The organism is Microbacterium sp. GQ128 (assembly GCF_059758615.1).
In genome coordinates this window covers 1207670-1226826 of sequence record NZ_JCAXDY010000001.1, presented here as the reverse complement: position 1 = coordinate 1226826, position 19157 = coordinate 1207670, and the positions used below count along the sequence as shown (strand labels likewise).

The 19157-nt window shown below is 69.0% G+C and carries 18 protein-coding genes and 1 riboswitch; of the genes, 5 read left to right on the top strand and 13 right to left on the bottom strand.

The annotated features are described in order from the left end of the window. Positions 1–41 precede the first annotated feature (41 nt). Entirely contained in the window at positions 42–248 is a 207-nt protein-coding gene (locus AC6CHX_RS05910) for an AsnC family protein (RefSeq protein ID WP_452325898.1), read from the bottom strand. A gap of 72 nt (positions 249–320) precedes the next feature. Between AC6CHX_RS05910 and AC6CHX_RS05905 the strand changes: the two genes are divergently transcribed. Continuing rightward, positions 321–683: a type II toxin-antitoxin system VapC family toxin gene (locus tag AC6CHX_RS05905; protein WP_498271987.1), complete on the top strand. Its 363-nt coding sequence runs from the start codon at positions 321–323 to the stop codon at positions 681–683. Between the two features lie 83 nt (positions 684–766). On the opposite strand, the gene AC6CHX_RS05900 is transcribed toward AC6CHX_RS05905, so the two are convergent. Continuing rightward, positions 767–2227: an MFS transporter gene (locus AC6CHX_RS05900; protein ID WP_136043472.1), complete on the bottom strand. Its 1461-nt coding sequence runs from the start codon at positions 2225–2227 to the stop codon at positions 767–769. A gap of 144 nt (positions 2228–2371) precedes the next feature. Here AC6CHX_RS05900 and AC6CHX_RS05895 point away from each other — a divergent pair, with 144 nt between their 5' ends. Beyond that, positions 2372–2866 carry a metallophosphoesterase family protein gene (locus AC6CHX_RS05895; RefSeq protein ID WP_498271986.1) on the top strand — a complete coding sequence of 165 codons (495 nt, stop codon included), beginning with the start codon at positions 2372–2374 and terminating at the stop codon, positions 2864–2866. Between the two features lie 26 nt (positions 2867–2892). After that, the gene (locus tag AC6CHX_RS05890; RefSeq protein ID WP_498271985.1) at positions 2893–3372 is read left to right on the top strand and encodes a GAF domain-containing protein; all 480 of its coding nucleotides are present in this window, start codon (positions 2893–2895) and stop codon (positions 3370–3372) included. Here AC6CHX_RS05890 and AC6CHX_RS05885 read toward each other — a convergent pair. From AC6CHX_RS05885 to AC6CHX_RS05870, 4 genes are all read right to left on the bottom strand, one after another. Continuing rightward, on the bottom strand, positions 3359–5107 hold the full coding sequence (locus tag AC6CHX_RS05885) for a glycoside hydrolase family 35 protein (RefSeq protein ID WP_498271984.1): 1749 nt from the start codon (positions 5105–5107) through the stop codon (positions 3359–3361). The genes AC6CHX_RS05890 and AC6CHX_RS05885 overlap by 14 nt on opposite strands. Positions 5108–5173: 66 nt before the next feature. After that, positions 5174–6547, bottom strand: coding sequence for an ABC transporter substrate-binding protein (locus AC6CHX_RS05880; RefSeq protein WP_498271983.1), 1374 nt, complete (start codon positions 6545–6547; stop codon positions 5174–5176). 66 nt (positions 6548–6613) lie between these two features. Continuing rightward, complete coding sequence (locus tag AC6CHX_RS05875) at positions 6614–7459, bottom strand: carbohydrate ABC transporter permease (protein WP_498272038.1); 846 nt, start codon at positions 7457–7459, stop codon at positions 6614–6616. A 46-nt stretch (positions 7460–7505) separates the two neighbouring features. After that, the gene (locus tag AC6CHX_RS05870) at positions 7506–8423 is read right to left on the bottom strand and encodes a carbohydrate ABC transporter permease (protein WP_498271982.1); all 918 of its coding nucleotides are present in this window, start codon (positions 8421–8423) and stop codon (positions 7506–7508) included. A gap of 159 nt (positions 8424–8582) precedes the next feature. Here AC6CHX_RS05870 and AC6CHX_RS05865 point away from each other — a divergent pair, with 159 nt between their 5' ends. Further along, a complete protein-coding gene (locus tag AC6CHX_RS05865; protein ID WP_498272037.1) occupies positions 8583–9569 on the top strand; it encodes a LacI family DNA-binding transcriptional regulator in 987 nt (328 codons plus the stop codon). 59 nt (positions 9570–9628) lie between these two features. Here AC6CHX_RS05865 and AC6CHX_RS05860 read toward each other — a convergent pair whose 3' ends face one another. The 7 genes from AC6CHX_RS05860 to AC6CHX_RS05830 form a co-directional block, all read right to left on the bottom strand. Then, complete coding sequence (locus AC6CHX_RS05860; RefSeq protein WP_452325891.1) at positions 9629–9982, bottom strand: Fe-S protein; 354 nt, start codon at positions 9980–9982, stop codon at positions 9629–9631. A gap of 174 nt (positions 9983–10156) precedes the next feature. After that, positions 10157–10630, bottom strand: a complete 474-nt coding sequence (ribH, locus tag AC6CHX_RS05855) for a 6,7-dimethyl-8-ribityllumazine synthase (RefSeq protein ID WP_136043479.1) — start codon at positions 10628–10630, stop codon at positions 10157–10159. Continuing rightward, entirely contained in the window at positions 10627–11895 is a 1269-nt protein-coding gene (ribA, locus tag AC6CHX_RS05850; protein WP_376104289.1) for a GTP cyclohydrolase II, read from the bottom strand. Before ribA ends, ribH begins: the two co-directional genes overlap by 4 nt. Continuing rightward, positions 11892–12521, bottom strand: coding sequence for a riboflavin synthase (locus AC6CHX_RS05845; protein ID WP_498271981.1), 630 nt, complete (start codon positions 12519–12521; stop codon positions 11892–11894). The genes ribA and AC6CHX_RS05845 overlap by 4 nt, the downstream gene beginning before the upstream one ends. Continuing rightward, the gene (gene ribD, locus AC6CHX_RS05840) at positions 12521–13564 is read right to left on the bottom strand and encodes a bifunctional diaminohydroxyphosphoribosylaminopyrimidine deaminase/5-amino-6-(5-phosphoribosylamino)uracil reductase RibD (protein WP_498271980.1); all 1044 of its coding nucleotides are present in this window, start codon (positions 13562–13564) and stop codon (positions 12521–12523) included. The genes AC6CHX_RS05845 and ribD overlap by 1 nt, the downstream gene beginning before the upstream one ends. Before the next feature lie 63 nt (positions 13565–13627). Then, a riboswitch (FMN riboswitch) is annotated at positions 13628–13772 on the bottom strand. 68 nt (positions 13773–13840) lie between these two features. Beyond that, positions 13841–14704 carry an Fpg/Nei family DNA glycosylase gene (locus AC6CHX_RS05835; protein ID WP_498271979.1) on the bottom strand — a complete coding sequence of 288 codons (864 nt, stop codon included), beginning with the start codon at positions 14702–14704 and terminating at the stop codon, positions 13841–13843. A 70-nt stretch (positions 14705–14774) separates the two neighbouring features. After that, positions 14775–15338: a GNAT family N-acetyltransferase gene (locus tag AC6CHX_RS05830; RefSeq protein ID WP_498271978.1), complete on the bottom strand. Its 564-nt coding sequence runs from the start codon at positions 15336–15338 to the stop codon at positions 14775–14777. Between the two features lie 208 nt (positions 15339–15546). Between AC6CHX_RS05830 and mfd the strand changes: the two genes are divergently transcribed. Further along, positions 15547–19134 carry a transcription-repair coupling factor gene (gene mfd / locus AC6CHX_RS05825; protein ID WP_498271977.1) on the top strand — a complete coding sequence of 1196 codons (3588 nt, stop codon included), beginning with the start codon at positions 15547–15549 and terminating at the stop codon, positions 19132–19134. Positions 19135–19157: the final 23 nt, after the last annotated feature.

Genomic DNA, 19157 nt, shown 5'->3' with positions numbered 1-19157 from the left:
TATGGGCGGGCTGTAAGGGGTGTGCGGTGCCGGGGTCGGCGTCAGGAGCGACCGAACCGCCGGTGCGCGGCCTGCTTGCTCACGCCGAGCGCGCTCGCGATCGCCTGCCAGGAGTACCCGAGGTTCCTGGCGCGGCGCACGTTCGCCTCTTCGGCGCGGGCGATCTCCTTGCGCGTCTCTGCGAGCCTGTGCAGTGCGGCCAGCGGCTCGCTGCCATCGTCCTGCGCGATCGCGGTGGGTAGCTTCATGATGGACCTCCTGCGTCAATACTTGTTGACAGAGGCATGAAAGTCAATACTTGTTGACGCGGCACCGCGGTCGTGCTCGATGCCTCCGCGGCGATCGATGCGCTGCTGGGCGCAAGTGACTGGGTGCACGGTGACGACTTCCACGCGCACGCCGGACTCGACATCGAGGTGCTGTCGGTGCTGCGGCGGCAGACGCTCCACGACGGTCTGCCCGCCCACCGTGCACGGGAGGCGCTCGACCTCTTCGGTGAGCTGCAGATCACGCGGCACCCGCTGCGTCGACTGATACCGCGGATCTGGATGCTGCGAGACGATCTCACCGCCTACGACGCCGGGTATGTCGCGCTTGCCGAGGCCCTCGGCATTCCGCTGCTCACGCTCGACCGGAAGCTCTCGAAGACGGCGGCGCGCTACTGCGAGGTCATCGTCCTCTGACGGGCGTCACGCCCGCGTGCTGATCTGAGTCCTGCGGGAGCGGCAGCCCCGACGCCGACGCCGGCGGCTGCCGCTCTCCGTGATCAGAGCTCGACGGCGGCGGCGACCCCGAGGTCGTCGTCGTAGTCGTGGTCCTTCGTCTCCGGGGAGAGGAGCAGTGCGATGAAGGTCAGCACACCCATCGCGGACAGGTACAGGCCCACCAGCCACGGCGCGCCGTCGCCGAGCGCCCACAGCCAGAGCGCGATCAGAGGTGCCACGGCCGCGCCGAGGATCGACGACACGTTGTAGGCGATCGCCGACCCCGTGTACCGCACGTTCGTCGGGAACAGTTCGGGGAGCAGGGCGCCCATCGGTCCGAATGTCGCCCCCATGAGCATGAACCCGAACACGAGGAACGCCTGGGCGAGTGCACCGGTGAACTTCGGGTCGACGGCGGGGAGGAGGAACGTGTTGAACGTGAAGCCGAACACGATGATGGCGCCGGTGACCCAGAGCAGCAGCTTCCGGCGTCCGACCGCGTCGGCGATCGGGCCGGAGAGCAGCGTGAAGATGCCGAAGAACACCACGCCGATGATCTGCATCAGCACGAAGTCGGTGTAGCCGAAGCCGAGGCCGGGATAGAACTGCGCGGCGAACTTGGTCGGGTCGAACGGGGCGCCCGTCGCTTCGGCTGCGGCTTTCGCGGCGGCCGAGGCGGTCTCGAGCGACGCGGGCTTGGTGCCGTAGGCGAGCGTGAAGTTCGTCATCAGATAGAACAGCACGTACGTCGCCAGCATGATGAACGTGCCGAGGATGAGCTGCTTCCAGTGGTGACGGAACACGGTCGCGAGCGGGAGCTTGCGGATCACGCCCTTCGTCTCGGCCTTCTTGAACGTGTCGGACTCGACGAGCTTGAGTCGCACCCACAGACCGATGATGACCATGACAGCCGAGAACAGGAACGGGATGCGCCAGCCCCAGGAGAGGAATGCCTCGGACTTGAGCGCCGGATTCTCGGAGTGCGGCAGCAGCCAGTTGATCGAGAGGAAGAGGAAGTTGGCGATGATGAAGCCGAGCGGTGCGCCCAGCTGCGGGAAGGTGCCGTACCAGGCGCGCTTGCCCTTCGGGGCGTTCTCGGTGGCCACCAGAGCCGCGCCCGACCACTCGCCACCGAGTGCGAAGCCCTGGGCGAGACGCAGGATCAGCAGCAGGAGCGCCGCCCACCAGCCGATGTCCTGGTAGGTGGGGAGCAGACCGATCACGAAGGTCGCGATACCCATCGTCAGCAGCGATGCCACCAGGGTTGCTTTGCGACCGAACTTGTCGCCGAAGTGACCGAACACGACGGCGCCGATGGGACGAGCGACCATCGCGGCACCGAAGACCGCGAACGACGAGAGGAGCGAGGTGGTGTCGTCCCCGGTCGGGAAGAACAGCACCGGGAAGACGAGCACGGCTGCTGTCGCATACGCGTAGAAGTCGTAGAACTCGATCGTCGTCCCGACCAGGCTCGCCGTGATGACGCGCGAGCGCGGGTTCGCGGGCGCAGTGGCAGTACTCATGAGGCTCCTCCGTTCAGCCCCTTGGTATACCGGGGACTCGGTGAGTTTACGCCTCCCTGAGTGTTGGCTGTGTACGCGTTTCGCGTGTCATCCGGCGAGCGATGCCGTTGCATAGAGTCGGAGGCGGCGAAAGGCGGGGGAACGATGACGACGAGGATGCTGCTTCTGGCCGACACGCACGTGCCGAAACGGGCCCGGCGTCTGCCCGACGCGGTGCTGCAGGCGGTCGACGAGGCCGACGTGGTCGTGCACGCGGGCGACTGGGTCGACGAGGCCACGCTCGATCTGCTCGCGGCGCGGTCGCGGGTGCTGCACGGTGTGTACGGTAACAATGACGGGCCCGAGCTGCGCGCGCGGCTGCCCGAGGTCGCCCGGTTCACGGTCGAGGCTGTCGAGATCGCCGTCGTGCACGAGACGGGGGAGTCCCGCAAGCGCGAGGAGCGGATGGATCAGGCGTACCCCGGGATCGACCTCCTGGTCTTCGGGCACTCGCACATCCCGTGGGACACCGTGTCGCCCTCGGGCATGCGACTGCTCAACCCCGGGTCGCCCACGGACCGCCGTCGGCAGCCGGCGTGCACCATGATGTGGGTCACGATCGAGGGCACTGCCGTGGATGCGATGCTGGTGGCGCTGTGAATCGTCCGCCTGTCTACCGCGCTCCGATGCGCTCGCGGGACGACCGGGTACCCGACGGACCCGCCGTCGAGCGCGCACTCGCGGTCGGCGTCTGCGGCGTGGGCGGTGTGCTGGACGCAGCGCCCGCCTCCTTCGCGGACGCGCTCGTCTCGGTCGATTCCGCCTACGGCGAGCGGATGGCTCGACGCCTCGAGCGATTCGCGGCGGCACCGGATGGGGCGTTCGTCTGGACACGTGACGACGAGGGGCTCGCGTGGCTGGGCATGCTCGACGGGCCGTGGCGCTACGACACCGACCCGGCAGCGCGAGACGTCGACCTCGTGCACGTCAGGCCGTGCCGATGGCTCGATGCACCGACGCCACCCGCCGACGTCCCCTCCGCCGTGCGTGCGACCTTCGCCAGGGGAGGGCGCAACTGGCAGCGGATCAATGATGCCGATGTCGGGGAGGAATCGATCGCGCTCTGGTCTCGCAGCGGAGGTCGCTCCCGACTCACTCCTCCGTGACGCCGAGTGCCGGTGCGTCGACGAAACAGGCGGTGGGCGTCAGGATCTGCTCGAGCTCCAGGACCACGAGCCGGTTGCCGCCGGGGCGCGTCGCAGGAGCGGGCACGTAGAGCGTGCGCTGCGGCCCGTTGCGCCAGTAGCGGCCGAGGAAGAAGCCGTTGACGAATGCGTATCCCTTGCTCCACGACGCGGTGTCGAGAAAGAGGTCGCTCGCGGTGTCCAGGTCGAACGCGGCGGTCCAGGCGGTGGGGCCACCGGGCAGCTCGCCGCGCGCGGAATCCGAGGTGAGTGCGTCGGCGATGGCGTCGGCGATGGCGGTGACGTCGATCGGTGTCGAGCGCCACCCGGTCACGGCAACGCCGTCGAGAGTGATCTCGCCGATCAGTCCCTTCTCCTCGCCGAGCCGGTGGTCGTAGTTCACCCGGCCCTGGTCCTCGACCAGGACGCTCAAGGTGCGGCCGGCCGGAATGCGGAGCGCACGGTCGTGCCGTGTCCGGGAGAGCGTGCCGACGGCCACACCGTCGACGCTGACCCAGGCGAGGTCGCGCACCTCGTCGATGAGGAGGAGACCGCCGTTCCTGTCCGGAAGGTCTACGTCGTACCGCACCAGGGCGCTCAGATGTCCGAGGGCGTCGAAGGTCTGCGGCCGGCCCGCGACCGCACCGGATCCGGCGGCATCCGTCCACGCCCCGGCGGGGGAGAGCGGGACGTCGAAGGCGGGTGCGGTGCTCGCGGGTGCCGGCAGGTCGTCCGGCACCGGGGCGTACTTCGCGATCACCTCTCGGAAGGCGAAGAACTTCTCCGTGGGGTTGCCGGCCTCGTCGAGCGGCGCGTCGTAGTCGTAGGACGTCACGAGCGGCAGGTAGCGGCCCTTGTCGTTCGCGCCGTTGCTGAGACCGAAGTTCGTTCCGCCGTGGAACATGTAGATGTTGACCGAGGCCCCCGCCGCGAGGAGGGCATCGAGATCGGCTGCCGCAGCGGCGACATCGGTCGTGTGGTGCACTCCGCCCCACCAGTCGAACCAGCCGTCCCAGAACTCCGAGCACATCAGAGGCCCGGTCGGTTGATGGCGGCGCAGGGTGGCGAGGCGTTCTGCACTGCGCGATCCGAAGGATCCGGTCTTGTGCAGCTCGGGAAGGCTGCCGTCGCTCAGCATCTGATCGACGGGCTGATCCACGGTGGTCAGCGGCACCGTGATGCCGGCGTCCCGTGTGACGGCGACCAGCGCTTCGAGGTAGGCCTCGTCCGAGCCGTAGGCGCCGTACTCGTTCTCGATCTGCACGAGCACGACGGGGCCGCCCCGGTCGATCTGGCGCGGCGCGACGATGTCGTACACGCGGCGCAGATAGGCGCTCACCTCGACGAGGAAGTCGGGCGCGGATGAACGCAGATCATCCATGCTCCCCGTCAGCCACACCGGCAGCCCGCCGTTGTGCCACTCGGCGCAGATGTAGGGACCGGGGCGCACGATCGCATCCAGGCCTTCGGCATGAACGAGGTCGAGGAAGCGTCCGAGGTCGTGCCATCCGGTCGCGTCCCACTCGCCGCGCCGGGGCTCATGCGCGTTCCAGGCGACATACGTCTCGATCGTGTTCAGGCCCATCAGCCGTGCCTTGCGGATGCGGTCCTGCCACAGGTCCGGGTGCACGCGGAAGTAGTGGATGGCGCCGGAGATCACCTGATGCGGCTGACCGTCGCGGAGGAAGTCGGTGTCGCCGAGAGAGAACGTGGTCACGTGTCGGAGTGCTTTCGATCGAGGAGCTGAGCCGGCCCCGCCCGGGGGCCGGCTCAGCCGCGGGTGTTACTTGTTGACGGTGAAGCCCTGTGCGTTGCCGTACTCGACCAGCGCGTCCTGCCAGGCGGTGAGGCCCTCGTTCAGGTCGGTGCCGTTCTGGTACGACTGGCCGACGGTGTCGCCGAAGATGCTGTTCGCGTACACCTGGTAGGGCAGGTAATTCCAGTCCTCGACGACGTCGTCGGCCGCGGCCGCGAGGACCTCGTTGATCTTCTGTCCGCCGAAGTACTCGGGTGCATCGGCGAGGAACTCCTCGCTGGACAGCTCGGCGGTCGTCGACGGGAAGCCGCCGGACTCGAGGAAGATCGAGATGCTCTCCTCCGAGTTGTTCAGCCACCACAGGAAGCCGGCCGCGAGTTCCGGGTTCTTGCTCTGCGACGTGACGGCCTGACCGCCACCGCCGTTCTCGGCGCTCGCCGGGGTGCCGTCGTAGGTCGGCATCGGCGCGACTCGCCAGTCACCGGCCCCGTCGGGGGCGCCGGTGATGAGGTTGCCGGGCATCCAGGCGCCGATCACGAGGGTCGCGAGGCTGCCGTCACCGAGGCCGCGGAACCACTCGTCGCTCCAGCTGCCGTAGGGCGCGACCAGATCCTCCTCGACGAGGCGGTTCCAGTTCTCCGTCCACTTCTTCGATCCCTCGTCCTGCAGGTCGATCGTGACGTCGGTGCCCGAGGTCTCGAACGGCTTGCCTCCGGCCTGCCAGATCATGGAGGTCGCGAAGCCGGCGTCGCCGGTGTCGTTGGTGATGTAGGCATCCGGGTTCGCGGCGTGGATCTTCTTCGCCGCCTCGTAGTACTCGTCCCAGGTGGTCGGCACCTCGACGCCCGCGGCGTCGAACACGGTCTTGTTGTAGAACAGCGCCATGGGGCCGGAGTCCTGCGGCAGGCCGTAGATCGCGTCGCCGCTGGTGACCGAGTTCCAGGTGGACGCGGTGTAGTCGTCCTCGAAGTCGGCGAAGCCGTACTTCGACAGGTCGGCGAACGCGTCGGTCAGCGCGAACTGGGGGAAGGCGTAGTACTCCACCTGCACGACGTCGGGGGCGCCGGAGCCCGCCTTGATCGCGTTCTGCAGCTTGGTGTACTCCTCGTTGTTGGTCCCGGCGTTCACCAGGTTGACCTTGACGTTCGGGTACTCCTTCTGGAACGCCTTGACCTGGGCCTCGGCAGAGGGGGTCCACGACCAGTACGTGATCTCGCCGCCCTTCTCGAGAGCGGCCTCGACGGAGTCGAAGGAGCCGGAGCCGCCGTCGGAGCCGGAGCCGCCGTCGGAACCGCTGCCGGCGTCGCTGCCGGTGCTGCAGCCGGCCAGCGTCAGCGCTGCCACGGTTCCTGCGGCGAGCACCGCGAGGGCGCGCCGTGCGGGTGAGGGAAGGTGCTTCATTGCTGTGTCCTTTCGGGAGGTGCGATCCAGCATCGGATCGCGAGGGGGTGAGGAAGGAGTGCGGGGCTACTGCTTGACGCTTCCCGCGGTGAGACCTGACTGCCAGAAGCGCTGCAGCAGCAGGAAGGCGATGACGATCGGGATGATCGTGAGGAGCGAGCCCATGATCACGAGGTTGTAGATCGGCTGCGAGCCCGCGCCGATGGCCTGCGCGCTCCACTGGTTCAGGCCGACCGTGAGCGGGTACCACGCCGGATCCGAGAGCATGATCAGGGGCAGGAAGTAGTTGTTCCAGGTCGCCACGACCGTGAACAGCGCGACCGTCACGATGCCGGGTGCGAGCAGCCGCATCGAGATCGTGAAGAAGGTGCGGAACTCTCCGGCGCCGTCGATGCGCGCGGCCTCCAGCAGCTCGGTCGGCACGGACTCGGTGGCGAACACCCAGATCAGGTACAGCCCGAAGGGGCTGATGAGTGAGGGGATGATCACGGCCCAGGGGGTGTTGGTCAGGCCCAGCTCACTGAACAGCAGGAACGTCGGGACGGCGAGTGCCGTGCCGGGCACAGCCACCGCGCCGAGGACGATGGCGAAGACCGCGCGCCTGCCGGGGAAGCGGAACTTCGCGAGACCGTATCCGGCCATGGTGGCGAGCAGCGTCGCACCGCCCGCGCCGACCACGACGTACAGGAGCGTGTTGCCGAGCCAGCGGAGGAAGATGCCGTCGCGGTACGAGAACGTGGCGACGAGGTTGTCGAAGAACGCGAAGTCGTCGGCGAACCAGAGGCCGAAGGAGCTGAAGAGCCCGGCCTGGGTCTTGGTGGAGCTGAACAGCAGCCAGACCAGCGGCACGAGCGTGTACAGCGCGTAGACGATCATGACGATCAACAGCGTGTTGGACTTGCGCGGATTCATCGGATCGTGGCGTCGGCGGGAGGGGCGGGCGAGGGGGAGAGCCATGTCAGCGCACCTCCGACTTCGAGCCGCGCAGCTGCACGACGTAGGCGATGACCGCGGTGATGATGCCCATGATGATGGCGATCGTGGCGGCGTAGTTGAACTGCTGTCCGGCGAACGACAGGTTGTAGGCGTACATGTTCGGCGTGAAGAACGTGGTGATCACGTTCGGAGCCAGGGGACGCAGGATGTTCGGCTCGTTGAAGAGCTGGAAGCTGCCGATGATCGAGAAGATCGTCGCGATCACGAGCGCGCCGCGCACGGAGGGGATCTTGATGGAGAAGATCGTGCGCCATGCCCCCGCGCCGTCGAGGGAGGCGGCCTCGTACATGTCGGTCGGGATGGTCTTGAGCGATGAGTAGAAGATCAGCATGTTGTAGCCGACGAACTCCCACGTCACGACGTTGCCGATCGAGAGCAGCATCCATTCCTTGGCGAACGGCGTGATGGCGTCGACGCCGAGGAAGTCGTTGATGTTGCTCGTGAGGCCGAACTGATCGCCGTAGATGTAGCCCCACATCAGCACCGCCACGACGGCGGGGACGGCGTAGGGCAGGAAGATCAGGATGCGGAAGAACGATGCGCCGCGCAGACGGGCGCTGTCGAGGGCGAGTGCGGCGCCGAGCGCGAGGAGCAGCATGATCGGCACCTGCACCACGAGGAAGATCAGCACGCGGCCGAACGCCTCCCAGAACTGCGGGTCGGTGAGCGCGCGGACGTAGTTGTCCAGCCCGACGAAGGCGTTGCCGCCGATGAGCTTCTCCTGGAAGAAGCTCAGGTACAGCGCGTAGGCGAGCGGTGTCAGGAACACCAGGGCGAAGACGACCATGAACGGGCCGACGAAGGCCCAGCCCTTCCAGTCGCGCTTGTCGCGGCGCCGGACGCCGGGGGCGCCCAGGGCTACGGGGGTTTCAGTCGTCATCGACGATTCCTTCTTACGTTCCGGGCGCAGCGTGCGCCGTGTGTCAACGTCAACATATTCGATGCGCTGCTAGTGTGTCAACGTCAACATATGAGGGGATGGGTGATCGTGATCCCAGCGCAACCGACGGAGACGTCGACACGTCGTCGTGAGCCCTCGATGGAAGACGTCGCGCGGGAGGCAGGTGTCTCCGGGCAGACGGTCTCGCGCGTCGTGAATGCCAGGGGCTACGTCGGCGCCGCCACCCGCGAGCGCGTCGAAGCCGCGATGCACAGCCTCGGCTATCGACCCAACAGCGCCGCTCGTGCACTGAGATCAGGGCGGTTCCGCACCATCGGCGTCGTGATGTTCTCGTTCAGCTCCTATGGCAACCAGCGCACGCTCGACGCCATCGCCGTGCGCGCCGCGCAACTCGGCTATGCCCTGACCCTCATCCCCGTGGAGTCGAGTGCCGGCGAGACCGTGGCCGGTGCGTTCCGGCGACTGGAGGAGCACGCGGTCGACGGCATCATCATCGTGATCGAGGCGCACCAGCTCGACGAGGCCGACATCGAGATCCCTGAGGCGCTGCCCGTGGTGTTCGTCGACTCGAACCGCGGTGAGACGCATCCGTTCGTCGACACCGACCAGGCTCAGGGGGCGCGACTGGCCACCGAGCATCTGCTCGAACTCGGCCACGACACGGTGTGGCACGTCACCGGCCCCTCGCGGTCGTACTCGGCGGAGCGACGTCGTGAGGCCTGGCAGGAGACCCTCGAGCAACACGGACGATCCGTGCCCGAGCCGCTGCAGGGCGACTGGTCGGCGGCCTCGGGCTATGCGGCGGGGCTCGCACTCCGGGAGATCGACGGCGTCACGGCGGTGTTCGCGGCGAACGACCAGATGGCGATCGGCGTGCTCCGCGCATTCCGTGAGGCCGGACGCGACGTGCCCGGCGATGTCAGCCTCGTCGGATTCGACGGATTGCCGGACGCGGCGCAGCTGTGGCCGCCCCTCACGACCGTGCAGCAGCACCCCGAACGGGTCGGCGCACTCGCGGTGGACGCCCTGCTCGCCGAGCTCGACGGCACCGGGCGACAGCAGACGCCGCTGGTGAGCACCGAACTCGTCGTCCGGGAGAGCACGGCGGCGCCGCGGAAGCGCTGAGACTCAGCGGACTCGGGAGGCCTCAGCAGAGGCGCGGACGTTCAGCGGACGCGGGAGGCTCAGCGCCAGATGACGGCGAGGCCCGCATTCAGGAGGGCCAGGATGCCGATCAGCCAGAACACGGCGGGCGGCACGGTCGCGCCGCGCTTCTGGCGTGCGGAGCCGATGCCCAGCAGGGCGCCGATGATGAGCAGCACGACGAGCTTCACGCCGATCTTGACGTAGTTGAGGTCGTACTCGATGCCCCACGGAGCAGCCAGCGCGAGGCCCGCGACACCGGCGATGGCCAGGCCGTAGTCCATGATCTTGGTGATCTGGCGCTTGCCGCCGAACGCCTGAGCCGCCCACGCTCCGAAGAGCACGGCGAAGCCGATGAGATGGACGAACAGCACGATGTGGCGCAGAGTCTCCATGCCCTCACCGTAGGAGGTGCGGGTCGGTCCGCGCTAGCAAGGTCAGGCTGGCCTGCGCAGGTGTGCGGCGGGCTCGCCTGGGGCCACCTGTCGGGAGAGATTGCACGGATGTCGGGCGGAAACGCCAATTTCGCCCCTACGCCCGGTCATTCTCCCGACAGGTGGACGGCCGACTCAGCCGCGCAGCTCCCGGACCACGAGCGCGGTGCGCAGTGCGGCGTCGGCCGCCTCGGCACCCTTGTCTTCCTTGGAGCCCTCGAGCCCGGCCCGGTCGAGACCCTGCTGCTCGTCGTCGAGGGTCAGCACGCCGAAACCGACCGGCTTGCCGGCGTCGAGCGCGACACGGGTGAGGCCGTCGGTGGTCGCGGCCGACACGTACTCGAAGTGCGGTGTGCCGCCGCGGATGATGACGCCGAGTGCGACGACCGCATCGGCGCCGCCGGCGAATGCGGCCTGCGCGGCGAGGGCGAGCTCGAAGGAGCCGGGCACCCGCACGAGGCGGTGCGTGGCCTGAGCGTCGTTCAGCACGCGCTCCGCACCGGCGATCAGGCCGTTCGAGATCGTCTCATGCCAGGTGCCGGCGACGATCACGACGTTCAGGCCGCGTCCATCGATGTTGCCGGTCTCGGGTGCTCCTGCGCCGCTCATTTCTCGTCCTTCCCGTGGGCGAGCGCCTCTGCGAGTTCCGCTTCGCCGATGATGTGACCCATCCGGTCACGCTTGGTCTCCAGGTACTGGTGGTTGTTCGGTCCGACGCCCACGATCAGGGGCACCTGCTCGATGACGTCGAGCCCGAGCTCGCGCAGCTGCTCCACCTTGTCGGTGTTGTTGGTCAGCAGCCGCACCTTCGACACGCCCAGATCGGCGAGGATGCCCGCCGCCGCGGCGTAGTCGCGCGCATCGGCCGGCAGCCCGAGGGCGAGGTTCGCGTCGACCGTGTCGAGGCCCTCCTCCTGCAGGCTGTACGCCCGCAGCTTGTTGATGAGGCCGATGCCGCGACCCTCGTGCCCGCGCATGTAGATGACGACGCCGCCCTGCTTCTCGATCGCATCGAGCGCCGAATCCAGCTGCGGTCCGCACTCGCACTTCAGCGAGCCGAACGCCTCGCCGGTCAGGCACTCCGAGTGCACGCGCACGAGAGCCGTCTCGCCCAGCTCGCCCGAGACGACGGCGATGTGGTCGGTGCCCGTGACCCGGTCCTTGTAGGCGAGGAAACGGAAACTCCCGTGGGTGGTGGGGACCGTGGCGTCGGCGCGCAGGCTCACGCGGCGCCCGCGGTGCGCCGAGGGCGTGGCGCCTTCGGGGTCGATCTCGTTGAGGTGCGCGATGAGCTGCTCGATCGTGATGACCGGCACCCCGTCGCGAGCGCCCAAGTCGATCAGGCCGGGCAGGCGCATCATGCTGCCGTCTTCGGCGACCACCTCGGCGATCGCGCCGACCGGCCGCAGGCCCGCGAGCTTCATCAGCTCGACGGCGGCCTCGGTGTGCCCGCTGCGCTCCCGCACGCCGCCGTCGACTGCGCGCAGCGGCAGCACATGGCCCGGACGGATGATGCTGGTCGCCGTCGAGCCCGGGTTCGCCAGCACGTTCAGCGTGTGCGCGCGGTCGTGGGCGCTGATGCCGGTCGTGACGCCCTCGGCGGCGTCCACGCTCACGGTGTAGGCGGTGGAGCGGGCGTCTTCGCTGGCGGCCACCATCGGCGGCAGGTTCAGGTGATCGGCGAGATCGGTCGGCATCGGGGCGCAGATGAAGCCGGACGACCAGCGCACCGTCCACGCCACCCACTCGGGCGTGGCGAGTTCGGCCGACAGGATCACGTCGCCCTCGTTCTCGCGGTTCTCGTCGTCGGCGACGAGCACGGGGCGCCCGGCGCGCAGCGCCTCCAGGGCCTCGGCGATGGTGGAAAGGCTCATCGCGAGCCTCCTTCCGGTGCGGCACGGAACGCGAGCAGGCGCTCGACGTGGCGGGCGAGGATGTCGGTCTCGAGGTTCACGCGGTCGCCGACCGCGCGGCTGCCCAGAGTGGTCGCGGCGAGGGTCTCCGGGATGAGCGAGACCTCGAACCAGGGGGAGGCGTCGGCGGGCTCGCTGACGGCACTCACGGTCAGAGACGTCCCGTCGACCGAGATGGAGCCCTTGTCGACCACGAGCGGGGCGAGGTCGGACGGCAGGCTGATGCGCAGAACGCTCCACTGGGCACCGGGTCGCACCTCGAGCACCTCGCCGACTCCGTCGACGTGCCCCTGCACGATGTGTCCGCCCAGTCGCGCGCCGACCGGCATGGCCTTCTCGATGTTGACGCGCGTGCCGATCGTCGCCGACCCGATCGCGGCGACGTCGAGCGTCTGCTTCATCACGTCGGTGTCGAAGGTGTCTGCGGTGGAGCCGACGACCGTGAGGCACACGCCCGAGACGGCGATCGACTCACCGTGCACGGCGTCCGCTGCCGCGCGGGGGGCGCGCACGGTCAGGCGCCAGCCGTCGCCGGCGGGCGCGATCGCGGTGATCTCGCCGATCTCCTCGATGATTCCGGTGAACATCAGGCGGCTCCTTCGTTCTGAGGGTCTGTCGGTGCTGTGGGGTGTGCGATCGCGAGCAGATCGGACCCGAGGGGTACCCACTCGTCGATCGTGAGGCGGCGCGCCTGGTCGATCGACGCGACGCCGATGTCACGGAGGGCGAGCTTGTCACCGCCGAGCAGCACCGGCGCGATGTAGGCGAGCACCCGGTCGGCCAGACCCGCCTCGATGAAGGCGCTGGCCAGGGTCGGCCCGCCCTCGACGAAGACGCGCTGGATACCACGCGCGTGCAGATCGGCGGTCACCGTCTGCAGATCATGGGTCTCGTAGAAGAGAGGGGAGTGCGGATGCCGGTGCACGGCGGCATCCGTCGGTGTCGGGCGCGCACCGATGACCACCGGGATGGGCTGGTGCGGCAGCAGCTCGTCGCCGTCGCGGGCGGTGAGCGCGGGGTCGTCGGAGAGCACGGTGCCGGTGCCGACGACGATCGCGTCGGCCTCCGCACGGCGGCGGTGCACGTCGGCGCGGGCGGTCGGGCCGGTGATCCACTGGCTCGAACCGTCGGCAGCAGCAGCGCGGCCGTCGAGGCTCTGCGCCCACTTGACCGTGATGTGCGGGCGTCCCAGCCGCTGCGCCGTGAGCCAGCCGTCGATGAGCGCGTGAGCGGCGTCCGCCTGCTCGCCCGATTCGACGTCGACGCCGGCGGCGCGCAGGCGCTCCGCCCCGCCTCCCGATTCGGCGCCGGGATCGTCGAGGGCGTACACGACCCGGGTGACCCCCGCCTCGATCAGGGCGACGGCGCACGGGCCGGTGCGCCCGGTGTGGTTGCAGGGCTCGAGTGTCACGACGGCCGTGGCGCCACGGGCATCGCCGGGCGCGAGCTTGGACAGCGCGTCGACCTCGGCGTGCGGGGTGCCGGCTCCGTGGTGCCAGCCCTCGGCGAGGACGGTGCCGTCGGGGGAGAGGATGACCGCTCCGACCTGCGGGTTCGCCCCGCGGGGTCCGCGCGTGGCGAGCCGGAGCGCGCGATCCATCGCGCTGCGCTCTGCCGCGTTGACTGCCATCCCTCGTCCTCCTCTGAGGCTTCGGGGTCAGACAGGGATGGCGGAACGGACGCACGGATGCGTCTCGTGCTGCCTCCCTTCCGGACTAGCGAGGTCTCCCTCGCATCACCGTCGGTCCCGGAATTCCACCGGATCGGCATCCCGATCTCTCGAGACGCTCGCGGACTGTCACCGCCGGTTCGGATTCCCACCGACCCCGGAGCACGTTGTTGCTCTGAGTGTACTCAACGCATCTGCGCACATTTCATTCCAAGACATGGACCGGCAGGGGCGCGATTACTTCAGCAGTCGAGAGAGTCGCCGATCGGCGAGCACCTTGCCGCCGGTCTGGCAGGTGGGGCAGTACTCCAGCGAGCGGTCGGCGAAGAACACGCTGCGGACCGTGTCACCGCACACGGGACAGGTCTCGCCGCGGCGCGCGTGCACCTGCATCCCGCGGCGCTTGGCGTCTTTGAGGTCGGCCGGCGGCTTGCCCGATGCTTCGGCGACCGCCTCGGTGAGCGTCTCGCGCATCGCCCCGTACAGGCGGTCGATCTCCGCATCGTCGAGCTTCCCGGCGATCGCATACGGCGACATCCGGGCGGCATGCAGGATCTCGTCGGAGTAGGCGTTGCCGATCCCCGCGATCACCGCCTGATCGCGCAGCAACCCCTTGATCTGCATCCGCCGATCCTCCAGCAGCGCGGCGAACGCGTCACGGGTGAACGAGTCGTCGAGCGGATCGGGGCCGAGCCGTGCGATGCCGGGAACCTCCTGCGGGTCGCGGACGACGTACACGGCCAGCGACTTCTTCGTTCCGGCCTCGGTCAGATCGAACCCGCTGCCGTCGTCGAGGGCGATCCGCAGGGCGATCGGCGACTTGCCGGGTTTGATGAGCGTGGTCGGGAGTGCCTCGTACCAGCGGAGCCACCCGGCCTTCGCGAGGTGGAACACGAGGTGCAGCTCGTCGCCGCAGGACAGCACGACGAACTTGCCGAGTCGAGCGGACGCCGTGATGGTGGCGCCCTGCAACGCGGTGATCGGGGGATCGTACGTCTTCAACGCGGCGATCGCCGACACGGTCGCGCGGGTGATGGTGCGCCCCACGGCACGGTCGGCGAGGAACGTGGTCAGGCCCTGGACTTCCGGCATCTCCGGCATGCGTTCATCCTGTCACCGGCCGCCGACACTGTCACCTGGCGCCGACGCTCCGGGTCGCGGCGATCGCGCCTCAGAGGATCGGCCAGTCCACCGGTGCGCGGTCGTCATCGTGCAGCAGGCCCGCGATCCAGCCGTCGTCGCGACCGCGCGGGCTCGTGAGTGCGCGCCGCTGCAGGCCCTCGTAGCGGAAGCCGAGCGCGCGGGCGGCACGCGCCGAGGGGATGTTTCCGGCGACGGCCTGCCAGCGGATGCGGACCAGCCCGAGCTCGGCGAATCCCCAGTCGATCACGGCGCGGGCTGCTTCGGAGAGATGGCCTTTGCCCCGAGCGGCCGGGGTCACCCAGTACCCGAGCTCGGCGGATGCGCCCGCGAAGTGGGCTGCGATTCCGTGCAGACCGATCATGCCCACGAGCTCGTCGTCGGCGTACATGCCCCAGACGGCCTCTGAGCCTTCGGCCCACGATCCCGCGACGAGACGCACGAAGTGCTCGGCATCCTCGCGGTTGTAGGGACTCGGAACCGTCGTCCAGCGCGCGATCTCCGGGTCCTGGCACGCCTCCGTGATCGCATCGATGTCCGCTTCGGTCGGTGCATGCAGGACGAGGCGTTCGGTGGTCAGAGTGACGGATTCCATCCCGACAGCCTATTGAGCGCGCCTCTCGTCCCGCGAAGCACCCCTTTCGGTGCGAACCGTCCCCTTGTGTGCTCACACAAGGGGGCGGCTCGGACGCAAGGGGGTGGCTCGGCATCCGAGAGGGGAGGGAGGGGGAAAGGGGGAGGGGGAGGGAAGGGAGGGAGGGGCGGCGGGCCGGAGTGTCCGTGGGCGCGACTAGTCTTATCCGGTGACTGTTCCGGGGATTCTGCGCGCCTTGGAAGAGGCGTCTCTGTACCGTGACGCCCTGCAGTGGGCGCACACCGATGCCGACCTCGGCCTGGTCGACGGTCTCGATGCGCCAACGCTCGCCGGTCTGCTCGGCAAGCGCGCGGCGGCCGGGCACCCCCCGGCGCTCCTCGCCGTCGTCCCCACGGGGCGCCGCGCCGAGAGCCTGGCGCTGGCGATGCACGCCTACCTTCCCGATGCCGACATCCTGACCTTCCCGGCCTGGGAGACGCTGCCGCACGAGCGCCTGAGCCCCAGCGTCGACACGGTCGGCCAGCGCCTGCAGACCCTGCGCCGCATCGCCGAGTGGTCGGGCGACCACCCGCTCGTGATCGTCGCCTCGGTGCGCGCGGCGCTGCAGCCGATCGCGGGCAACCTCGGGGAGGTCGCGCCGCTCGAGCTCTCCGTCGGCAGCAGGGGCAACGAACTCGATCGCGTGGTCGAGCAGCTCGTGGAGCGCGCCTATTCCCGCGTCGACATGGTGTCGCGTCGTGGTGAGTTCGCCGTGCGCGGCGGCATCCTCGACGTCTTCCCTCCCGTCTCGGAGCACCCGTTCCGCGTCGAGTTCTTCGGCGACGAGATCGACCAGATCCGCGCCTTTTCCGTCGCCGATCAGCGCTCGCTCCCGGGCGACGTGGCCGGCGTCGACCTTCCGCCCAGCCGCGAACTGCTGCTGACCGCCGACGTCCGCGACCGAGCGCGTGGCCTGATCGAGGGCTTCCCCGCGATCAGGGGCATGCTCGAGAAGATGGCCGAGGGCATCCCGGTCGAGGGCATGGAATCGCTCCTGCCCGCGGTCGCGGGCCCGCTGAAGTCCCTGGCCGAGTACTTGCCGGCGGGGGCGGCGACGGCCGTCGTCGACCCCGACCGCTCCACCGCGCGCGCGATCACTCTGGGCGACACGAACCGCGAGTTCCTCGATGCCGCCTGGAGCGCGGCCACGTCCGGTGCGTCGGCGCCCATCGACCTCGGGGCGGGCGACTTCCTCACGATCGCCGAACTGCGCGAGGTCGTGCGCGACCGGGGTGGTGTCTGGTGGCAGCTGAGCCCCTTCGGCATCAGCGTCGGCGACGGCGATGCGGCCTCCGATGCGGATGCCGCCACCCTCGGCGCCGCCATCATCCCGTCGTTCCACGGCAACGTCGACGGGGCGATCTCGTTCGTCGAGGCCAAGGTCACCGACGGCTGGCGCGTGGTGGTGATCGCCGCCGGCAGCGGCCTGGTCGACCGCGCACGCGACGTGCTGTCCGACCGGGGCCTCGCGGCTCGCGTCGTCGAGAGTCTCACCGATGCGCCGGAGGCGGGTGTCGCGACCCTGGTCACGGGGTCCGTCGAAGCCGGATTCCAGGTGCCGGAGGCGAAGCTCGCCGTCCTCACCGACAACGAGTTCTACGGGCGGACGATCGGTGGCGACCAGCGGGTCGTCAAGAAGCTCGCCTCACGGCGGAAGAACGTCGTCGACCCGCTGCAGCTGAAGCAGGGCGACTTCGTGGTGCATGCCACCCACGGCATCGGGCGGTTCGTCGAGATGACGCAGCGCGAGGTGTCCACCGGCGGCCGCAACGCCACGAAGTCCGTGCGCGACTACCTCATCCTCGAATACGCGCCGTCCAAGCGCGGTTACCCGGGCGACAAGCTGTACGTCCCCACGGATCAGCTCGACTCCCTCTCGAAGTACGTCGGCGGTGAGGCCCCGACCCTCTCGAAGATGGGCGGCAGCGACTGGTCGCAGGCCAAGGGCAAGGCCCGCAAGGCCGTGCGCGACATCGCCGTCGAGCTCGTCAAGCTGTATTCGGCGCGCATGAGCGCCAAGGGTCACGCATTCGGCCCGGACACGCCCTGGCAGCGCGAGCTCGAAGAGGCGTTCCCGTTCGCCGAGACGCAGGACCAGCTGCAGACGATCGACGAGATCAAGGCCGACATGGAGCGGCCGATCCCGATGGACCGGTTGCTCTCCGGCGACGTCGGCTTCGGAAAGACCGAGGTCGCCGTGCGCGCGGCGTTCAAGGCGATCCAGGACGGCAAGCAGGTCGCGATGCTCGTGCCGACGACCCTCCTGGTCAAGCAGCACATGGAGACCTTCACCGAGCGCTTCGCCGGCTTCCCGGTGAAGGTGCGCGCGCTGTCGCGGTTCCAGACCGACAAGGAGGTCCGCCTCACCCTCCAGGGGCTGCTGGAGGGGTCGGTCGACATGATCATCGGCACCCACCGCATCCTGACGGAGGGAGTCATCTTCAAGGACCTCGGGCTGATGATCATCGACGAGGAGCAGCGGTTCGGCGTCGAGCACAAGGACGCGCTGAAGAAGCTGAAGACCAACGTCGACATCCTCGCCATGAGCGCCACCCCGATCCCGCGCACGCTGGAGATGGCGGTCACGGGTATCCGCGAGATGTCCACACTCGCGACGCCGCCCGAGGACCGGCATCCGATCCTCTCGTTCGTCGGCCCCCGCAGCGACAAGCAGATCGCCGCGGCCATCCGGCGGGAGATCCTGCGCGAGGGTCAGGTCTTCTTCGTGCACAACCGCGTGCAGTCGATCCAGCGCGTCGCGGCGCAGCTGGCGGAACTCGTGCCAGAGGCGCGCATCGCCGTCGCGCACGGGCAGCTGGGCGAGCACCAGCTCGAGCAGGTCGTCGACGACTTCTGGGAGCGCAAGTTCGACGTGCTCGTCTCGACCACCATCATCGAGACCGGCCTCGACATCTCGAACGCGAACACCATCATCATCGACCGTGCCGACAAGTACGGGCTCAGCCAGCTGCACCAGCTCCGCGGTCGGGTCGGGCGAGGGCGTGAGCGGGCGTACGCGTACTTCCTGTACGACGAGATGAAGCCGCTCTCCGAGACCGCGGCCGACCGTCTGCAGACCATCGCGGTCAACAACGAGCTCGGTTCGGGCATGCAGGTCGCGCTGAAGGACCTCGAGCTCCGCGGCGCGGGCAACATGCTCGGCGCCGAGCAGGCCGGGCACATCGCCGGCGTCGGCTTCGACCTCTACCTCCGCATGATCGGCGAGGCCGTGGCGACGTTCCGCGGCGACGAGGTCGAGACGGGGCAGGAGCTGCGGCTCGAGCTGCCGCTGGACGCGCGCATCCCCGAGTACTACATCGACAGCGAGCGGCTGCGTCTCGAGGCGTACCAGAAGCTGTCGGCGGCCTCGGCGGCCACGGCGAAGGACGGCGCCATCGACCTCGTGATCGAAGAGCTCGTCGACCGCTACGGCACGCCGCCGGAAGAGGTCGAGGGACTGCTGGCGATCTCACGGCTGCGTCGTCGGGCCGCGCGGGCCGGACTGACGGACGTGGTGGTCATGGGCTCGAACCTGCGCATCGCGCCGGCGCGGCTCGAGGACTCGATCAAGGTGCGGCTGCAGCGGCTGTATCCGAAGGCGAAGCTCGTGGCCGGGGGAGAGGCGCTGGTCGTGCCGATGCCGACGGTTCCCGCCGCGGTCGGGGTCGGTCTCGAACCGTTGCCCGACGCACAGCTCCTCGAATGGGTCGAGCAGCTTTTCACCGCGATCTTCCCGGAGCCGGTCAAAGTCGAGTAGCGTGCGGCGGCTGCTTTCGCGGC